Source organism: Variovorax boronicumulans (assembly GCF_040544675.1).
In the GTDB taxonomy this organism is placed as follows: Bacteria; Pseudomonadota; Gammaproteobacteria; order Burkholderiales; family Burkholderiaceae_C; genus Variovorax; species Variovorax boronicumulans_D.
This window is the reverse complement of the sequence record NZ_JBEPKK010000004.1, coordinates 119,617-137,065: the sequence shown is the minus strand read 5'-3', so window position 1 is coordinate 137,065 and position 17,449 is coordinate 119,617. Positions and strand designations below refer to the sequence as shown.

General features: G+C 66.8%; 17 protein-coding genes. 11 read left to right on the top strand and 6 right to left on the bottom strand.

Annotated features, from left to right (window positions below; genetic code table 11):
- The 10 genes from tagF to ABIC90_RS09220 all read left to right on the top strand — a co-directional run bounded on the left by tagF (position 1) and on the right by ABIC90_RS09220 (position 11,002).
- Positions 1 to 720, top strand: a complete 720-nt coding sequence (gene tagF / locus ABIC90_RS09265) for a type VI secretion system-associated protein TagF (RefSeq protein ID WP_354353805.1) — start codon at positions 1 to 3, stop codon at positions 718 to 720.
- Positions 717 to 1,748, top strand: a complete 1,032-nt coding sequence (locus tag ABIC90_RS09260; protein WP_354353804.1) for a TagK domain-containing protein — start codon at positions 717 to 719, stop codon at positions 1,746 to 1,748. Before tagF ends, ABIC90_RS09260 begins: the two co-directional genes overlap by 4 nt.
- Complete coding sequence (tssG, locus tag ABIC90_RS09255; RefSeq protein WP_354353803.1) at positions 1,745 to 2,878, top strand: type VI secretion system baseplate subunit TssG; 1,134 nt, start codon at positions 1,745 to 1,747, stop codon at positions 2,876 to 2,878. Before ABIC90_RS09260 ends, tssG begins: the two co-directional genes overlap by 4 nt.
- A gap of 24 nt (positions 2,879 to 2,902) precedes the next feature.
- Positions 2,903 to 3,901: an ImpA family type VI secretion system protein gene (locus tag ABIC90_RS09250; RefSeq protein WP_354353802.1), complete on the top strand. Its 999-nt coding sequence runs from the start codon at positions 2,903 to 2,905 to the stop codon at positions 3,899 to 3,901.
- A complete protein-coding gene (locus ABIC90_RS09245; RefSeq protein ID WP_354353801.1) occupies positions 3,898 to 4,509 on the top strand; it encodes a hypothetical protein in 612 nt (203 codons plus the stop codon). Before ABIC90_RS09250 ends, ABIC90_RS09245 begins: the two co-directional genes overlap by 4 nt.
- Before the next feature lie 135 nt (positions 4,510 to 4,644).
- A complete protein-coding gene (gene clpS / locus ABIC90_RS09240) occupies positions 4,645 to 5,004 on the top strand; it encodes an ATP-dependent Clp protease adapter ClpS (protein WP_354353800.1) in 360 nt (119 codons plus the stop codon).
- A gap of 67 nt (positions 5,005 to 5,071) precedes the next feature.
- A complete protein-coding gene (gene clpA / locus ABIC90_RS09235) occupies positions 5,072 to 7,393 on the top strand; it encodes an ATP-dependent Clp protease ATP-binding subunit ClpA (protein ID WP_354353799.1) in 2,322 nt (773 codons plus the stop codon).
- A gap of 115 nt (positions 7,394 to 7,508) precedes the next feature.
- On the top strand, positions 7,509 to 8,954 hold the full coding sequence (gene cls, locus ABIC90_RS09230; protein WP_354353798.1) for a cardiolipin synthase: 1,446 nt from the start codon (positions 7,509 to 7,511) through the stop codon (positions 8,952 to 8,954).
- A complete protein-coding gene (gene sbcB, locus ABIC90_RS09225) occupies positions 8,955 to 10,394 on the top strand; it encodes an exodeoxyribonuclease I (RefSeq protein ID WP_354353797.1) in 1,440 nt (479 codons plus the stop codon).
- Positions 10,395 to 10,408: 14 nt separating this feature from the next.
- Positions 10,409 to 11,002 (top strand): GNAT family N-acetyltransferase, encoded by a 594-nt coding sequence (locus tag ABIC90_RS09220; protein ID WP_354353796.1) that lies wholly within the window; start codon positions 10,409 to 10,411, stop codon positions 11,000 to 11,002.
- Here ABIC90_RS09220 and ABIC90_RS09215 read toward each other — a convergent pair.
- Together ABIC90_RS09215 and ABIC90_RS09210 are read right to left on the bottom strand one after the other, a co-directional pair.
- Positions 10,959 to 11,474, bottom strand: a complete 516-nt coding sequence (locus ABIC90_RS09215; RefSeq protein ID WP_354353794.1) for a GNAT family N-acetyltransferase — start codon at positions 11,472 to 11,474, stop codon at positions 10,959 to 10,961. The genes ABIC90_RS09220 and ABIC90_RS09215 overlap by 44 nt on opposite strands.
- Before the next feature lie 3 nt (positions 11,475 to 11,477).
- A complete protein-coding gene (locus tag ABIC90_RS09210) occupies positions 11,478 to 12,761 on the bottom strand; it encodes an amidohydrolase family protein (RefSeq protein WP_354353793.1) in 1,284 nt (427 codons plus the stop codon).
- Positions 12,762 to 12,860: 99 nt separating this feature from the next.
- Between ABIC90_RS09210 and ABIC90_RS09205 the strand changes: the two genes are divergently transcribed.
- Complete coding sequence (locus ABIC90_RS09205; protein WP_354353792.1) at positions 12,861 to 13,247, top strand: hypothetical protein; 387 nt, start codon at positions 12,861 to 12,863, stop codon at positions 13,245 to 13,247.
- 17 nt (positions 13,248 to 13,264) lie between these two features.
- On the opposite strand, the gene ABIC90_RS09200 is transcribed toward ABIC90_RS09205, so the two are convergent.
- The 4 genes from ABIC90_RS09200 to ABIC90_RS09185 form a co-directional block, all read right to left on the bottom strand.
- Positions 13,265 to 13,717, bottom strand: coding sequence for a hypothetical protein (locus ABIC90_RS09200; RefSeq protein ID WP_354353791.1), 453 nt, complete (start codon positions 13,715 to 13,717; stop codon positions 13,265 to 13,267).
- Position 13,718: 1 nt separating this feature from the next.
- Positions 13,719 to 14,642, bottom strand: coding sequence for an ABC transporter permease (locus ABIC90_RS09195; protein ID WP_354353790.1), 924 nt, complete (start codon positions 14,640 to 14,642; stop codon positions 13,719 to 13,721).
- 130 nt (positions 14,643 to 14,772) lie between these two features.
- On the bottom strand, positions 14,773 to 15,834 hold the full coding sequence (locus ABIC90_RS09190) for an ABC transporter permease (protein ID WP_354354086.1): 1,062 nt from the start codon (positions 15,832 to 15,834) through the stop codon (positions 14,773 to 14,775).
- Positions 15,834 to 17,408 (bottom strand): ABC transporter ATP-binding protein, encoded by a 1,575-nt coding sequence (locus tag ABIC90_RS09185; protein ID WP_354353789.1) that lies wholly within the window; start codon positions 17,406 to 17,408, stop codon positions 15,834 to 15,836. The genes ABIC90_RS09190 and ABIC90_RS09185 overlap by 1 nt, the downstream gene beginning before the upstream one ends.
- Positions 17,409 to 17,449: the final 41 nt, after the last annotated feature.

Below are 17,449 nucleotides of genomic sequence, written 5' to 3'. Positions count from 1 at the left end.
ATGTGGTGGAAGCTGATCGCCTCCTGGCAAATCCTGTCACCTGCCATCTGGGGCAAGCTGCCGGGCCATGCCGATTTCGTGCGCAGCGGCATGCGTCACGGCGAATCTGAAGCCTGGATGACCTGGATCGCGCGGCAAAGCCCGACCGCCGGCGCCGGGGTTGCATCCAGCGCGTCCGCCATGCCTGTCGCCTTTGTGTTGCCGCCCGGCACATTGGAGTTCGCGCGACGCCGCTTCGTACTGGGCGTCATCGCGCCATCGGTCGACATGGTCGGGCGCCACTATCCCTTGGTGGTCTATCAGCAAGCGCATCCGCTCTGGGTTCGCCGCCATTTCGAGGCGCAACACGGACAACCCCTTGACTGGCAATTCTGGTTGGCCCGCGCCGTCGCGCACTACATACGGCTGCCAGGACGGGCCGATGCCGCCGCGCTCGAGGCCACCCTGCGTGCGCTTTGGCGCGAGCAGCGGCAGGCGCGAGACGACGCCCCTGTTCAAAGAACCCGCCGGATGAAAGCCTTGCTGGATCGCTACGCGGGACCGGCTTCGGCTGACGATCCGGCCGCGCAATTGCACGGCGTTCGCCATCTTCCTTGGGCCGATTGGCCCCGGCGCCTGCAAGGCGCACGCGTCGAGAGCGCCTTCTGGCAACAGGATGCCGAAGGGCGTTTCATCAGCGCTGGCAACCAGCTACAAAAGCTCTGGAGAGGCCCGTCGTGAGCACCGTGAGCACCGTGAGCATCCTCGCGAAAGATCGCGGCGCAACACGTTTGCGCCTGCGCCTTATCCACAGTGCCGGTGAGCCCCGCAATGCGTCCATGCTGATTCCGCCCGCCGGCGCAGGCATGGCCGACGCGCTCGAACTGTGCGGCGAATGCCAAAGCGATGCCCAGTGGCGCGTTGCCAACCTTTGCCGGATCGCGTGGCAGGAGAAGACCAACAGCTGGACGCTGTCGAACGGCAGTTTCACGATGGTCTGCGTGCGCAATGGCGAACGCGTGCAGTCCGGATCCGTGGTGCCTGTTGCCGCGGGCGACACGATCGAGCTGGGCCTGCTGCGTTTCGTGCTGGAAGAGGGCGATGAGGTGTACGAGCAAGCGAAAGCCGAAAGCCCGTTCGAACTGCAGGAACTGGAGGGGCAATACGGCGAGGCGGGCGGTCGGCGTGACAGCGCTTTGACGGATCCTTTCGGCGTGCTGGATATCGCGGGCGCGAGGTCTCGCCCGGCCACGGACACCCTCGCCGAGATGCTGGGTGAAACGCGTCGGCGAGAGGTGCGCAGCGCGCCTGTCGTTCGGCAGCCGGCGTCTTCGATGAACACCGGCCCCGCCGTCACGCTGCTCGACGAGCTGCACGAAGAGTTTGTGCGGGTGGTGCAAGACCCCGACCAGCTCGCGGGGCGTGCCGACTGGGAAGGCTTCCTGGCCGTTGGCAACGAGCCCGCGCCTTCGCTGGAGCTGCTGAGCAAGCAGGCCGAGACCTATCCGTTGCTGCGCGACATTCTGTCGCCGCGCGAAGGTATCGATCGGACGCTCGACACCTTCGAGCCTTTCATCGGCTCGGCGCTTCTCGACATGGAGCCGCCCAGGGAGGTGCTCGCTTTGTTCGCCCCTGACCTGGCGCGGGAGACCGTGGCGGTGCTCCCCAGCCTGACGCGGCGAGAGCATCACGCGTTTTCGCCGGACAGCCATGTCCGCATGGGCGGATCTTCCGCGCACGACGATGAAGTCGATGGGACTTCGCGATGAGTTCAAGCGTGAAACCGGTGCTGCAGCAGATGCTCGGGCGACTGCGCCAGTCGCCCTGGAAGTTCGGCTTCTTCGCGCTGTTGCGGCGCCTTGGCGCCTTTCATGCAGCACATCCTCCCATCGGACTTGCGAGCCGTCCGCAGGAAGAACCTTTTCGCCTGGGCCAGACGGCGGCACTGATATTTGCGCCGCGCGAGATCGCCGGCGCTGCGTTGCCCGGCGACGCGAGTTCGCCGACGTCGGGCACCGCGCATTCCCGTATGGGAAACAATCCGGCGCTTCCGATGGTGCGGGTGTACGGTCTCGGTCTGCTGGGCCCCAACGGTCCTCTCCCGCTGCACTACACGGAGCTGGTGCGCGATCGCACCGAAAACCACAACGACAGCACGCTCGCGGATTTTCTCGATCTGTTCCACCACCGATACCTGACGCACATGTACCGGGCGTGGGCCCAGAGCCAGGCCGCCGCGGGCCTGGACCGTGCCGAAGACGAGGTCTTCAGTCGCTACATCGCGCGTCTCACCGGTCATGACCCCTTGGAGATCAGAGACTCGGTGTTGCCGGCGCATGCCCGCCTGGCGGCATCGACGCACCTGTGCCGCGAGGCACGCAATCCGGACGGCCTGGCGGCCACGTTGGCCCAGTTCTTTGCCGTGCCCGTGCAGTTGCAGGAATTCGTGCTGCATTGGATCCGCATCGACGCCGAGGACCAGAGCCTTCTGGGCCGGGCGCGCGCTTCCAGCGTCATGGGCATTGGCGCGATGGCGGGGGAGGTCGTGGCCGATCGGCAGAACAAGTTCAGGCTGGTGCTCGGGCCGCTGAGCCTCGGTCAGTACCTGCGCTTCACGCCGCAGGGCGAGGACCTCGCATTGCTCGTCGAATGGGTGCGAGGCTTCGTAGGCTACGAATTCGTCTGGGAGGTCGAATTGCGTGTGCGCAACGACAGCACCCCGCCTGCGCGTCTCGACGACACCGAAAAGCTCGGCTGGTCCACTTGGCTCGGCGGGTCGGAAGGCAGGGGTGTCGCGCCCAACGCAGCGCAAGCGGCCGACTACACCGTGGGCATGGTGTTCGAGCCGGAGCAGTACATCGGGGCGCGTTGTCGCGATGCCGCTCAGGCTGTTCATTGAATTGAATCTTCTCGTTTGTCATCCATGACCCAAGACGCGATCTCTCCTGTTTCAGTCACCGTGCTCGAGCCGCTGAGCGCCCATGAGCCCTGCGGCCCCAGTCTCGAATACGACGCCGAGTTTTCCGTATTGCTTTCGCGCATGTCACCGCGCGGGGACGCCCAGTACGGGCAGTTCGTCCGCACCCCGGAGGCGCCCAACTGGGTCGAGGTCGAGCGCGATTGCCGCCGCCTTCTGCTCAGGACCCGAGACATCCATCTGTTCGTCTGGTTGTGCAGGGCGCGAACGCGGCTCGCGCAGGCTGCGGGGCTCGCGCATTCGCTGGGCGCACTGGCTGCGGCGCTGGAGGCCTGGCCTGATGCGATGCATCCACAGCTCGTCGTCGAGGGTGAACGCGATCCGGCCGTGCGCGCCAATGCCCTGGCGGCGCTGGCGGACCCCGACGGCCTGCTGGGCGATGTGCGCGATATCGTCGTCGCGGCCAACGCCGTGCGGCACCTGACGGTGCGCGACATCGAGCGTGCATGGTCGGTGCCGCGTCCCGCCGATGCAGCCAGTCCGGAGTCCGTTGCGCAGCAGCTTGCCCAACTGCGCCTAGCTGCAAACGGCGATGCTGATTCGCCGGTGAACCTGCTCGCACAGGCGGCGCGGGCCGCCGGGCAGATCGCGGCATGGGCCGCGCATCACCTGACGCAGGATGCCCCGTCGTTGCTGGCGCTGACCCGGCTGCTGGCGCCATTCGAGGAGAGCACCCCTCCGGCGCAGACCATGTCCCCGACGCCGCGTGAAGAGCCCGAAAGCACGCTCGGCCATGCCGGTGCAAACCTGGCAACGCGCAGCGAAGTCCTGCACAGCATTCGCGCCGCGCGGGAGTGGTTCGAGCACCACGAGCCGAGCAGTCCTGTCGCGGTGTTGCTCAAGCAGGCGGAATTCATGGTCGGCAAGCGCTTTGCCCAGATCGCCGATGCCATCCCGCTCGATCTGTTGCAGAAATGGGATTCCGCAGGAGCATTGCCGCGATGACGGTCGATACCCCGTTCGGTTTGGTGCTGGTTTGCCTGGCCGTGGGGGTGCTGGGCGCTGGCGTGGGCGCATGGGCGCTCTCGCATGCCATCCGCGGGCAACTGTGCGCTCAGCGACAGGCCTTCGAGCAGGCGCGTGAACAGGCTCAGCGGGACCTGCAACAGGCTTTGCTGTGCGTTCCACAGTGGATCCAGCAGGGCCTGCGGGTCGAACTGGAGCTTCTGGGCCGGCAGCAGGCCGAGCGCGACAAGGCAGGATTCGGCGCTTTGCAGCGTTGGCAGTTGGAGCAAGACGACCGCAGGCGGGCCGAATGGCAGGCCCTGCTGTCGGGCCCTTTGGTATCGAGGCCGGACGCCGTGCCACCGCCACCCCTGCCGGTCGCGGCCCCCGCTCCCCGCATTGCACCTGTCGCATCGGTTTTGCGTACCGAACGGGACGACGCCGCGCAGCACCCGGTGTCCGTCTACACCCTTGAGGCGCCTAAGATTCCCCAGCGAGAACTCAGCGACGAAGAAATCGATGCTTTGCCGCCTGATCTGCCCGCGATGACCCGATTGCGGGGCAAGAAGCGGCAAGGGCCTTCGAAGCCGGTACTGCAGCAAATTTGATCCAGCCGGCCTTTCGCCGGCTTTTCTTCGCCCTTGAGTTGGCGCACACGGCGCAAGCCTCTTGATTTGTCGAATACGCGCCACCAAGTCTTCGTGCGTCGGCACGGTGCTTGCACGCTCTATAGAATCTTTTTCATGGCAACGAGAATTCCCAAGACCCCTCCCACCCCCCCGGCCCAAAAACCGGCCGGGGATGACGGAGATTCGGTCGTCATGGAGCGCCGGCCGCAAAAGACCGCGCCGCCGCAGATGTACCAGGTGGTCATGCTCAACGACGACTACACCCCCATGGAGTTCGTGATCGTGGTTCTGCAGGAATACTTCAGCAAGGACCGCGAGACGGCCACCCAGATCATGTTGAAGATCCACCTCGATGGCCGCGGTATCTGCGGGGTTTATTCCCGCGACATGGCGGCCACCAAGGTGAATCAGGTCATGGAGGCGGCGCAGCAGGCTGGGCACCCGCTGCAATGCGTCAGCGAGCCAGTTGCGTGAACCTGTTGAATTGCGCAAGCTCCAACCCATCTGAGAACTTATTTACAGCAAGGCAAAAGGAAATCACATGATTGCCCAGGAACTGGAAGTCAGCTTGCACATGGCCTTCGTCGAGGCCCGGCAGCAGCGCCACGAGTTCATCACCGTGGAGCATCTGTTGCTCGCTTTGCTGGACAACCCGAGCGCCGCAGAAGTCCTGCGCGCCTGCTCGGCCAACGTCGACGACCTTCGGGCGTCCCTTACCAACTTCATCAAGGACAACACGCCGCAAGTGGCGGGTACCGACGATGTAGACACCCAGCCCACGCTGGGTTTCCAGCGCGTGATCCAGCGCGCCATCATGCATGTGCAGTCCACCGGCAACGGCAAGAAGGAAGTCACCGGCGCCAACGTGCTGGTCGCGATCTTCGGTGAGAAGGACTCGCACGCGGTCTACTACCTCCACCAGCAGGGCGTGACCCGCCTGGACGTGGTCAACTTCATTGCCCACGGCATCAAGAAGAGCGATCCGCCGGAAGCCGTCAAAGGCAGCAGCGAAGCGCCTCAAGGTGAAGGCGAAGAGGGCGGCGGCGAACGCAACGAGAAGGCATCGCCCCTCGAGCAGTTCACCCAAAACCTCAACCAACTCGCCAAGGACGGCAAGATCGATCCGCTGATCGGCCGCGAATACGAGGTCGAGCGCGTCATCCAGATCCTGTGCCGCCGGCGCAAGAACAACCCGCTGCTGGTGGGTGAAGCCGGCGTCGGCAAGACCGCGATTGCCGAGGGCCTGGCCTGGCGCATCACGCAGAACGACGTGCCCGAGATCCTCGCCGAGGCGCAGGTTTATTCGCTCGACATGGGCGCGCTGCTGGCCGGCACCAAGTACCGCGGCGACTTCGAACAGCGCCTCAAGGGCGTGCTCAAGTCGCTCAAGGACAAGCCCAACGCCATTCTGTTCATCGACGAAATCCACACCCTGATCGGTGCGGGCGCGGCCTCGGGCGGCACGCTCGATGCATCGAACCTGCTCAAGCCGGCGCTCTCCAGCGGCCAGCTCAAGTGCATCGGCGCGACCACCTTCACCGAGTACCGCGGCATCTTCGAGAAGGATGCGGCCCTGTCGCGTCGCTTCCAGAAGGTCGACGTGGTCGAGCCGACGGTGCAGGAAACCGTCGACATCCTCAAGGGCCTGAAGTCGCGCTTCGAGGAACACCATGGCGTGAAGTACGCGGTGGCGGCACTCCAGGCTGCGGCCGAGCTGAGTGCCAAGTACATCAATGACCGTCACCTGCCCGACAAGGCCATCGACGTCATCGACGAAGCCGGCGCCGCGCAGCGCATCCTGCCGCCGAGCAAGCGCAAGAAGACCATCAGCAAGACCGAGGTCGAGGAAATCGTGGCCAAGATCGCGCGCATTCCCCCGGCCAACGTCAGCAACGACGACCGCGGCAAGCTGCAGACCATCGAACGCGACTTGAAGAGCGTGGTGTTCGGCCAGGACAAGGCGCTCGAAGTGCTCGCCTCGGCGGTCAAGATGGCGCGCTCGGGCCTGGGCAAGGGCGACAAGCCGATCGGCTCGTTCCTGTTCTCCGGACCCACGGGTGTCGGCAAGACCGAAGCGGCCAAGCAACTTGCCTACATCATGGGCATCGAGCTGATCCGCTTCGACATGTCGGAATACATGGAGCGTCACGCGGTGAGTCGCCTGATCGGCGCGCCTCCGGGCTACGTCGGTTTCGACCAGGGCGGTCTGTTGACCGAAGCCGTCACCAAGAAGCCGCATTCGGTGCTGCTGCTCGACGAAATCGAGAAGGCGCACCCGGACATCTTCAATGTGCTGCTGCAGGTGATGGACCATGGCACGCTGACTGACAACAACGGGCGCAAGGCCGACTTCCGCAACGTCATCATCATCATGACGACGAACGCGGGTGCCGAGACCATGAACAAGGCGACCATCGGCTTCACCAACCCGCGCCAAGCGGGCGACGAAATGGGCGACATCAAGCGTCTGTTCTCGCCCGAGTTCCGCAACCGGCTGGACGCCATCGTCAATTTCAAGGCGCTCGATGAAAACATCATCCTGCGCGTGGTCGACAAGTTCCTGCTGCAGCTCGAAACCCAGCTGGCCGAGAAGAAGGTGGAAGTCACCTTCAGCGACAAGCTGCGCAAGCACCTGGCCAAGAAGGGCTTCGATCCGTTGATGGGCGCACGCCCGATGCAGCGCCTGATCCAGGACACGATCCGTCGTGCGCTGGCCGACGAGCTGCTCTTCGGTCGCCTGACCGAAGGCGGGCGCCTCGAAGTCGACCTTGACGAGAAGGACGAAGTGCTGCTGGACATCCAGCCGCTGCCCAAGAAAGAGGGCAAATCCAAGCCCGAGGCTGAAGAGGCCGCGGCAAGCTGAACGGAACCAGGCATTCCGTGGCCGACAAGGCCGCGGAACCGCCTCCAAAGGCCGGTAGCATCGCGCTGCCGGCCTTTTTTCTTTGGGCGCCGGCAACCACCCGCCTGCAAGCACCTTGATCCTCCCCGAACTCAGCCACGAATGGAAAACCGGCCTCTCCCTGGCGTGGAGCGGCTACATCGCCGTGCTGTCGGTCTGGATCGTGATGCAGAAGCGCGCGCCGGTGTCCACCATGAGCTGGATCCTGTCGCTGGCGCTGCTGCCGTTCGCGGGCTTCGTCATCTATTACTTCCTCGGGCCGCAGCGCTTGCGCAAGCAACGCATCAAGCGGCTGCGCAGCCGCGCCGGCGCGCACGCCCAGGCAGATGTGGCGCGATTGCGCGATGCGGCGCAGAACGCGCCGCCGGCGCTGCAGCAGATGGCGCGACTGGGCACGGCGGCCTGCGGGCTGCCGGTGTCGAGCGCGACCGATGTGGAGCTGCTCTCTGGCGGCGCGCGCACCTTCGACGCCATCTTCGAGGCCGTGCGCGCGGCCAGGGATCACATCCACCTCGAGTACTACATCTTCGAGCCCGACCGCATCGGCACCGCATTGCGCGACCTCCTGGTCGAGCGCGCGAAAGAAGGCGTGACGGTCCGCCTGCTGCTCGACGCGCTCGGCTCCAAGCGCATCGGCCGCAGGTTCATGGCGCCGATGCACGAGGCGGGCGTGAAGGTGGCGCTCTTCCACGACACCAAGATCGGCCGGCGCCTGCGCCCGGTGACCAACTACCGCACCCACCGCAAGATCGTGGTGTGCGACGGCCGCGTCGGCTTTACAGGCGGCGTCAACATCACGGACGAGGAAGACAAGCGCACCAACCCCGACGCGTACCACGACGTGCACCTGCGCATCGAGGGCAGCGCGGTGCGCTGGCTGCAGACGACCTTTCTTGAAGACTGGTCCTACGCCACCGGCGAAGACCCGCGCGGCATGGACGACACCATGGGCGCGATGCTGCCGCAGCACGAAGCCGGCGACATTCCCGTGCAGATCGTCACCAGCGGCCCCGACAACGGGCTGGAGCCCATCCACCGCATGCACGTCGAGGCGATCCATTCGGCCACGCACCGCGCTTGGCTCACCACGCCGTACTTCGTGCCCGGCGAGCCCGCGCTGATGGCGCTCACCAGTGCCGCCTTGCGCGGCGTGGACGTGCGCCTCCTGGTGCCGCACCGCAGCGACTCGGCCATCGTGAGCGCCGCCGCGCGCTCGTACTTCGACGAACTGATCGCCGCCGGCGTGAAGGTGTGGGAGTACAAGGCGCGCATGCTGCACTCCAAGACCTTGGTGGTCGACGACCATTGCGCGATGATCGGCACCGCGAATTTCGACAACCGCAGCTTCCGGCTCAATTTCGAGGTTTGCGCGGTGGTCTACGGCCCCGAGCTGGCCCGCCCGCTGGCGGCACAGTTCGAGACCGACCTGCACAGCGCCGGCGCGGTGCGCGCCCACCGGCGACAGAATTTCTGGCGTCGCCTCGGCGATTCCATTGCGCGCTTGTTTTCACCCTTGCTCTGAATGAACCACACCTTTCTCTGGCACGACTACGAAACCTTCGGCGCCGTGCCGCGCCGCGACAGGCCTTCGCAGTTCGCCGCCATCCGCACCGATGCCGAACTCAACGAAGTCGGCGAGCCGCTCATGGTCTATTGCAAGCCCGCGCCGGACTACCTGCCCAGCCCCGAGGCGTGCCTGATCACCGGCATCACGCCCCAGGTGTGCCTGGAGCGCGGCATTCCCGAACATGAATTCGCCGCGCAGATCGAGCAGGCCTTCTCGCAGCCCGGCACCATCGGCGTCGGCTACAACACCATCCGCTTCGACGACGAGGTCACCCGCTTCCTGTTCTGGCGCAACCTCATCGATCCGTACGCGCGCGAATGGCAGAACGACTGCGGCCGCTGGGACCTGCTCGACGTGGTGCGCCTGACCTACGCGCTGCGCCCAGAGGGCATCGAGTGGCCGAAGAAGGAAGACGGCAAGCCCAGCTTCAAGCTCGAAGACCTGGCGCGCGCCAACGGCCTGCTGCACGAGTCGGCGCACGACGCGCTCTCCGACGTGCGCGCCACCATCGCGCTGGCCCGGCTTATTCGCGACAAACAACCCAAGCTCTTCGACTTTGCCTTCGGCCTGCATCGCAAGGACCGCGTGGCAAGCGAACTCGGCCTGCCCGCGATGCGCGAGACCGCCAAGCCCTTCCTGCATGTCTCGGGCATGTTCCCGGTCGAGCGCGGCTGCCTTGCGGTGATGTGGCCGCTGGCGAGCCATCCGACCAACAAGAACGAGCTGCTCGCCTGGGACCTCGCCCACGACCCGAGCGAGCTGCGCGACCTGGATGCTGACACGCTGCGCCTGCGCCTGTTCACCCGCACCGCCGACCTGCCCGAGGGCGTGACCCGCCTGCCGGTGAAGGGCATTCATCTCAACAAGTCGCCGATGGTGGTGGGCAACCTGCGCACGCTGGCACCGCCCATGGCCGAGCGCTGGGGTGTGGACCTGGACACTGCCATGCGCCACGCGGCCATCGCACGCGACCTGCCCGACATGAGCGCCATCTGGTCGCAGGTGTACGCCCGGCCGAAGGAGGCGGCGCCCGACGTGGACGAAGACCTCTACGGCGGTTTCGTCGGCAACGCCGATCGCCGCCGGCTCAACCAGCTGCGCGGCCTCTCGGCGGCAGAGTTGGCGAAAGACCGCACCGGTTTCGACGACGGCCGCCTCGAGGAAATCCTGTTCCGCTACCGCGCGCGCAACTGGCCCGAATCGCTGGCTCCCGAAGAGGCCGGGCGCTGGGAGGCGCTGCGGGTGGCGCGCCTGTTCCACGGCGAGGGCGGGGCCCGCACCATCGAGCAGCTGTTCAGCGAAGTCGATGCGCTGTCCGAAACGGCGGATGAACGCGGCGAGGAAATTCTGGGCGCGCTCTACGAATACGCCGAAGCGATCGCACCCGAGGCCTGAAAAGCACTGCGTCTGTGTCCGCTTCTGAAAACACCGTCTTCCAGCACGGCAAGCTCGTTCGCCGGCTGACCGCTGCGGACGCGGCCGCGTATCGCGCCTTGATGCTCAATGCCTACGCCACGCACCCGAGCGCCTTCACCACCACCGTCGCCGAGCGAGAAGACTTGCCGCTGAGCTGGTGGGCGCAGCGCCTGGGTGCCGAGTCCGATGCGCCCAGCGTGGTCTACGGCGCGTTCGACGATTCAGGCGCGCTGGTCGGCGCGGCCGGCCTGAGCTTCGGGGGCCGCGAGCGTGAGCGGCACAAGGCCACGCTGTTCGGCATGTCGGTGATCGCCTCGGCGCGCCGAGCGGGCTTCGGCCGGCGCCTGGTGCTCGCCTTGCTGGACCACGCACGCGCCCACGGCGGGCTGCGACTGGTGCAGCTCACCGTGACTGAGGGCAACAGCGCGGCACAGACGCTGTACGAGCGCTGCGGCTTCCGGGTCTTCGGCGTCGAGCCGCAGGCCGTTGCGCTGGACGATGTGTTCTTTGCCAAGGTCCACATGTGGTGCGACCTGCAAGCCACTAACGCTGACGCACCATCAGCAGCGCAGGCCCGTCCGGCGTAAGCACTTCCGCCTGGTCCTGGAAGCCGGCTCGCCGGTAGCTGCGGATGGCGCGGTGATTGTTCGGTGAAGGGTCTGTCTGCACCTTCGTCACGGCCGGGTCTTCGAACAACCGGTCGACGAAGGCGCGGACCATCGCGCTGCCCAGTCCGAGGTTCAGCTGATCGGCATTGGCGAGAAACTGGTCGATGCCGCGCGCGCCCGGGTCGCGCTCTTCCTCCCACCAGCCGTTGCCCGAGCCCATGACCACGTAGGACTGGATGTAGCCCAAGGGCGCCTCGTCCAGCAGGGCGATGTAGGCGCGATCGGTCGAGCCGGGCGCGAGCATCGGTGCGTAGTCGTCATCGACTTCGGCCTGCGACGGCGCCGGGCCCCACCATTCGGCGATGTGGGGCCGGCCCAGCCACTCGCGCAGCAGCGGCAGGTCCGAAGCCAGCATCGGTCGGAACGAGAGGCGGCCGCCGGGTATCTGCACGGACTACGACGCCTTGGGAATCATCCAGCTGCTGGCCTGCGCGCGTCCCGGCAGGTGCAGCGTGGCGGTTGCCGCGGGCGTCTCGGCCAGTAGCTTGCCTTTGCGGAACACTTTGAGCCGCGTCGCCCGCAACCGGATCGCTTCGACGGGGTCGCGCGCCTGCAGCAGCACAAAGCTCGCGTCGCAGCCGGCCTCGATGCCGTAGCGCTTCAGGTGCATCACGCGCGCGGCGTTCGTCGTCACCGCCTCGAAGCACTGGCGGATGCCGGCCTGGCTTGTCATCTGCGCGACGTGCAGGCCCATGTGCGCCACTTCGAGCATGTCGCCCGAGCCCATGCCGTACCAGGGGTCCATCACGCAGTCGTGGCCGAAAGCGACGTTCACGCCGGCGGCCATCAGCTCGGGCACGCGCGTCATGCCGCGGCGCTTCGGATAGGTGTCGTGGCGGCCCTGCAGCGTGATGTTGATGAGCGGATTGGCGATGACGGCCACGCCGCTCTGCGCAATGAGCGGCAGCAGCTTGCTCACGTAGTAGTTGTCCATCGAATGCATCGAGGTGCAGTGCGAGCCGGTCACGCGGCCCTGCAGGCCCAGGCGATGCGTCTCGAAAGCCAGCGTCTCGATGTGGCGCGAGAGCGGGTCGTCGGACTCGTCGCAGTGCATGTCCACCAGCTTGCCGCGCTCGGCGGCCAGCTCGCACAGCAGCTTCACGCTGGCGGCGCCATCCGCCATGGTGCGCTCGAAATGCGGGATGCCGCCGACCACATCCACACCCTTGTCGAGCGCGCGCGTGAGGTTCTCGACACCGCCCGGGGAGCGCAGCACGCCATCCTGCGGGAACGCGACGAGTTGCAGGTCGAGGTAGGGCGCGACCTGGCGCTTGACCTCGAGCAGCGCATCGACGGCGAGCAGGCTCGGGTCGCTGGTGTCCACATGCGTGCGGATGGCAAGCAGCCCCTTGGCCACGGCCCAATCGCAATACGCCAGTGCGCGCTCGATCAATGCGTCGGCGGTGAGCAGCGGCTTGAGCTCGCCCCACAGCGCAATGCCTTCGAGCAGCGTGCCGCTCTCGTTGACGCGCGGCAGGCCGTAGCTCAGCGCGGCGTCCATGTGGAAATGCGGGTCCACGAAGTGCGGTGAAAGCAGCAGGCCTTGCGCATCGAGCGTCTCGTGGGCCGGTGCGTTGAGGCCTTCGGTGACCTCGGCGATGCGGCCGTCCTGCACGGCAATCGACATGCCGGTGCGGCCGTCGGGGAGGGTGGCGTTGGTGATGAGGAGGTCGAGCATCGTGGGGGCGGTGAGATCGGGTAAGCGCTATTTTCCTTCTCGATGGCGCCTGGGACGCGAATTAACGCGAGAATCCCGCGCCACACTTCAAAGGTCCCGATGAAAGCAGCCCTGGTTCTGACCGCTTTGCTGACCAGTGCACCGATGTGCTTTGCGTTGACCCTCGGAGCTGCGACGGAAAATCTCCTCTACTTTGAGTACGCGTCTCTCGCATCCGATCACTGCGAAAAGCAGAAGGTCCCGACCCGCCCGGTCCTCAAGGCCTGGCAGGGGCAGCACGAACCGCTCTTCCGGCAGTCGATCGAGGCCGTGCGGACGGAGGGAAAGAGGCGTGGTCTTGCGTCCGAGAAAGAGCAAGACGCCTTGCTTTTCGAAGTCCTGGGCATGGCCGACAAGAAGGCAAAGGAGCACATCGCTCGCAAGGGCGTACCTTGCGTCAAGTACGGTACTTTCATCGACGGCTTGGCTACGTCATTCAGGCGCTGAGCGCGCCCGGGCGTCCTTCAGCGCGTGCGCTGCGCCCGATAGCGGTATTGCCCCGCCGCCGGCCCGACCTCGATGGTCACGCGGCGCAGCTTGTCGTCATGCCCCGAGCTTGCCTTTGCGGTCACTACGATGCCGCGCGGCGTGGCGCGGCATGTGATGTCGGTGAGGGCGATCTCGGCATGGTCGTTGTCGAGCTCGGCAATGGCGACCGTGTGCGCTGCATGCAGGCCGCCGTTGGCGTCGCGCGTCATCCACTGCACGTACAGGAAGGATTGCGCGTACTGGTCCGCGTGAACCACGCGGTACGTGCCTTGGTGATTCTTGCCCCAGGCGCCGCACAGTTGCACCCAACTGACCGAGTCGGGCGTCTTGAACGTGTCGTAGCTGTAGTCGCTGCCCAGGGCATGCGCGCCCGGGCCGCAAAGCGCCAGCAGGCCGGCGAGCAGCGCGGCAGCGGTCGTCTTCACCATCTCAACGTTCCCCTTTGCGGTACGGCTTCATCAGCGCCTGCGGATAGCTGGCCTTGCGCGCCACCAGCACCAGCGCCAGGATCGACAGCAGGTACGGCAGCATCAGGTAGATCTGGTAGGGCAGCACCGCATCGCCCGATTGTTGCAGCCGCAGTTGCAGCGCGTCGAAGAACGCGAACAGCAGCGCGCCCAGCAGGGCCTTGCCCGGCCGCCACGAGGCGAACACCACCAGCGCCACGCAGATCCAGCCGCGGCCGTTCACCATGTTGAAGAAGAAGGCGTTGAACGCCGAGAGCGTGAGAAACGACCCCGCCACACCCATCAACGCCGAGCCCGCGACGATGGCGCCTGTGCGCGTGGCCGCGACCGATACACCCTGGCTCTCCGCCGCCTGCGGGTTCTCGCCGACCATGCGCAGCGCGAGGCCGAGCGGCGTGCGGTAGAGCACCCAGCCGACGGCGGGCACCAGCAGCAGCGCGAACAGCGTGAGCGCGGTCTGGGCGTTGAGGATGGGCACGGGCAGCCAGTCCATCGGCGCGAAGGGCGTGATGGTCGGCGGCGTGTCCACCTTCGGAAAGCTCACGCGGTAGCCGAAGTAGCTGAGCGACGTCGCGAGGAGCGTGATGCCGAGGCCGGAGACGTGCTGCGACAGCGCGAGTCCCACGGTAAGAAAGGCGTGCAGCAGCCCGAACACCATGCCCGTGAGCGCCGCCACGCCGACGCCGGCCCACAGCGGCGCGCCGGCGTACACCGCGAGCCAGCCTGTGAAGGCGCCGGCAACCATGATCCCTTCGATGCCGAGATGGAGCACGCCTGCGCGTTCGCACAGCAGCACGCCTAACGTGCCGAGGATCAGCGGCGTGGCGATGCGCAGCACTGCGACCCAGAAGGAGGGGTTGGCGAGGATGTCGAGCAGGTCGGTCATCGGGTGTTTCTCCCTGCCCCTCTGGGGGAGGGTTGGGGTGGGGGCAAGCGGTGCTCGCATTGGAGGCCGATGCCCCCATCCCAGCCTTCCCCCGGGAGGGGAAGGAGCAAATCCGGGGAAGGCCGCTTTGTCATTTGAGCCGCACCCGGTACTGCGTCAGCAGCGTCGCCACCAGCACCGCGATCAGCGAAGCGGCCACGATCACGTCCGCAATGTAGGTCGGTACGCCCACCGCGCGGCTCATCGTGTCCGCGCCGACCAGCACGCCCGCCACGAACACGCCGGCTGCGATCACCCCCAGCGGATGCAGCCCGGCCAGCATCGCGATGACGATGCCGGTGTAGCCATAGCCCGGCGACATGTCGAGCGTGACGTAGCTGGTGCGGCCCGCCACCTCAATGGCGCCGGCCAGCCCGGCGAGCGCGCCCGAGAGCAGCGACACCATCACCACGGTGCGCGTGACCGGCACGCCGGCGAACGCGGCGGCGCGCGCATTGGCGCCCACTGCGCGGATGTCGAAACCCAGCACCGTGTATTTGAAGATCGCCCAGACGATCACCGCCAGCGACCCCGCCCACAGCAGCCCGGTGTGCACGCGCGTCTGCGCAATGAGCTTGCCGAGTTCGAGATCGGGCTGCAGCGACACGCTCTGCGGCCAGCCCATGGCGGTCGGGTCTTTCATCGGCCCGTCGAGCAGCGCCGAGACGCCGAGCAGCACGATGAAGTTGATCAGCAGTGTTGTCACCACTTCGTCGACGCCGAGCTTGTTCTTCATGAGCGCCGGGCCCAGCAGCAGCAGGGCGCCCGCCACGGCGGCGGCCAGCATCATCAGCGGGAACAGCACCCAGGGCGAGAGTTCGAAGCCCGTGCCGCCATGCATGCCGCCCACGGCCACGGCGGCGAGCGCGCCGGCGAAGAGTTGCCCCTCGGCACCGATGTTGAAGAGCCGCGCCTTGAAGGCGACCGTGGCGGCCAGGCCGGTGAGGATCAGCGGGATCGCGCGAGTGAGCGTCTCGCTCCACGCGAACACCGAGCCGAAGCCGCCCTGCAGCAGCAACGCGTAGGTGCGGCCGACCGGCGCGCCGGCCCAGAGCACGAGCAATGCGCTGACGATCATGGTGAAGACCACCGCGCCGATGGGCGCGAGCACCAGTGCGGCGCGCGAGGTTTCATGGCGTCGTTCGAGCCGCATCATGGCGCGCCTTTGGTGGCGCCAGCCATCGCCAGGCCGATGGCTTCGCGCGTCCAGGCCGTGGCTGGGCGTGCTTCGCCGAGATGGCCACCGTGCATCACCGCCACGCGGTCACCTAGCGTGAGCACTTCATCGAGGTCGTCCGAAATCACCAGCACCGCCGCGCCTGCATCGCGCGCTGCGATGAGCTGCTGCTGCACATAAGCGACGGCGCCGATGTCCAGGCCCCAGGTCGGCTGATGCGCGACGATCAGGCGCGGCGCGCGCGTGGGGTACTTCTTGTTGTCAGAGTCTTCCGCCTGTTCGGGCGCGAGCAATGCGCGCCCCAGGATGAGCTTCTGCATGTTTCCGCCGGAGAGCGAACGCGCCGGTGCCATAAGCCCCGCGCCGCGCACGTCGAATGCCTTCTCGATGCGCCGGGCATGCAGCCGCGCGGCCGCCCGTCGCACGAACACGGACCAGCGCGAGAACACCGGGCTGCGCAGCCGCTCGGACACCGCGTTCTCCCACACCGGCAGGTCGCCCACCACGCCGACCGCATGCCGGTCTTCGGGGATGCGTGCCACGCCGCGCTGCACGAGTTTGGCGGGCGACGGCGGCAGCGCGCGGCCCATCAACTGGGCGGTGCCGGAGACAGCGCGGCGTGTGCCGCACAGCAGTTCGGCGAGCGCCACTTGCCCGTTGCCAGAGACGCCTGCGATGGCGGTGATTTCACCGGCGCGCAGTGTCAGCGATACCTCGCGCAGCCGGTCCTGTCCACCGTCCTTGGTGGATGCGGTGCTCACATGGTCGAGCACGCAGACCGCATCGCCCACCGACTTGGCGGGCCGCCGCTGCGGTGCCTCGACCGCATGCCCGACCATCCAAAGCGCGAGCTGCGCCTGCGTGGTGTCGGCGGTGCGCGCCTCGGCCACCCGCTTGCCGCCGCGCAGCACGGCGATGCGCTGCGACACGCGCAGCACCTCGCCCAGCTTGTGGCTGATGAAGATCACCGACAGGCCCTGCGCCACCATCTGCGCCAGCGTGGCGAAGAGCGCCTCGCTTTCCTGCGGCGTGAGCACGGCGGTCGGCTCGTCGAGGATCAGGATGCGCGCACCGCGGTACAGCGCCTTGAGGATTTCCACGCGCTGGCGCTCGCCGACCGACAGGCTGCCGATCTTCGCGTCGGGCTGCACCGGCAGGCCGAAGCGCTGCGCGACTTCGAGCAGCCGCGCGCGGGCGGCTGCTCGGCGCGACACCGGGCGCCACAGCGGCTCGGTCCCCATCATCACGTTGTCCAGCACGCTGAGGTTGTCGCCCAGCGTGAAGTGCTGGTGCACCATGCCCACGCCCGCGGCGAGCGCGGCCTTGGGGTTGCCGGGCGGCAGCGGCGCGCCGAACACTTCGATGCTGCCTTCGTCGGCGATGTAGTGGCCGAACAGGATCGACATCAGCGTGGACTTGCCCGCGCCGTTCTCGCCGAGCAGTGCCAGCACTTCGCCGGCCTGCAGGTCGAGGGAGATGGCGTCATTGGCCACGAGCGTGCCGAAGCGTTTGGTGATGGCTTGAAGGCGCAGGACGCTCGCGTTGGTCATGAAGGCCTTGCTCCTTCCCCTTCCGGGGGAAGGCAGGGATG

Bases quoted from the DNA above. Each gene is read 5' to 3' on its own strand.
- ABIC90_RS09195 (WP_354353790.1), bottom strand. From the start codon at position 14,642: ATGACCGACCTGCTCGACATCCTCGCCAACCCCTCCTTCTGGGTCGCA.
- ABIC90_RS09205 (WP_354353792.1), top strand. From the start codon at position 12,861: ATGAAAGCAGCCCTGGTTCTGACCGCTTTGCTGACCAGTGCACCGATG.
- ABIC90_RS09185 (WP_354353789.1), bottom strand. From the start codon at position 17,408: ATGACCAACGCGAGCGTCCTGCGCCTTCAAGCCATCACCAAACGCTTC.
- clpS (WP_354353800.1), top strand. From the start codon at position 4,645: ATGGCAACGAGAATTCCCAAGACCCCTCCCACCCCCCCGGCCCAAAAA.
- ABIC90_RS09200 (WP_354353791.1), bottom strand. From the start codon at position 13,717: ATGGTGAAGACGACCGCTGCCGCGCTGCTCGCCGGCCTGCTGGCGCTT.
- ABIC90_RS09210 (WP_354353793.1), bottom strand. From the start codon at position 12,761: ATGCTCGACCTCCTCATCACCAACGCCACCCTCCCCGACGGCCGCACC.
- sbcB (WP_354353797.1), top strand. From the start codon at position 8,955: ATGAACCACACCTTTCTCTGGCACGACTACGAAACCTTCGGCGCCGTG.
- ABIC90_RS09250 (WP_354353802.1), top strand. From the start codon at position 2,903: ATGACCCAAGACGCGATCTCTCCTGTTTCAGTCACCGTGCTCGAGCCG.
- ABIC90_RS09190 (WP_354354086.1), bottom strand. From the start codon at position 15,834: ATGCGGCTCGAACGACGCCATGAAACCTCGCGCGCCGCACTGGTGCTC.
- ABIC90_RS09245 (WP_354353801.1), top strand. From the start codon at position 3,898: ATGACGGTCGATACCCCGTTCGGTTTGGTGCTGGTTTGCCTGGCCGTG.
- tssG (WP_354353803.1), top strand. From the start codon at position 1,745: ATGAGTTCAAGCGTGAAACCGGTGCTGCAGCAGATGCTCGGGCGACTG.
- tagF (WP_354353805.1), top strand. From the start codon at position 1: ATGTGGTGGAAGCTGATCGCCTCCTGGCAAATCCTGTCACCTGCCATC.
- clpA (WP_354353799.1), top strand. From the start codon at position 5,072: ATGATTGCCCAGGAACTGGAAGTCAGCTTGCACATGGCCTTCGTCGAG.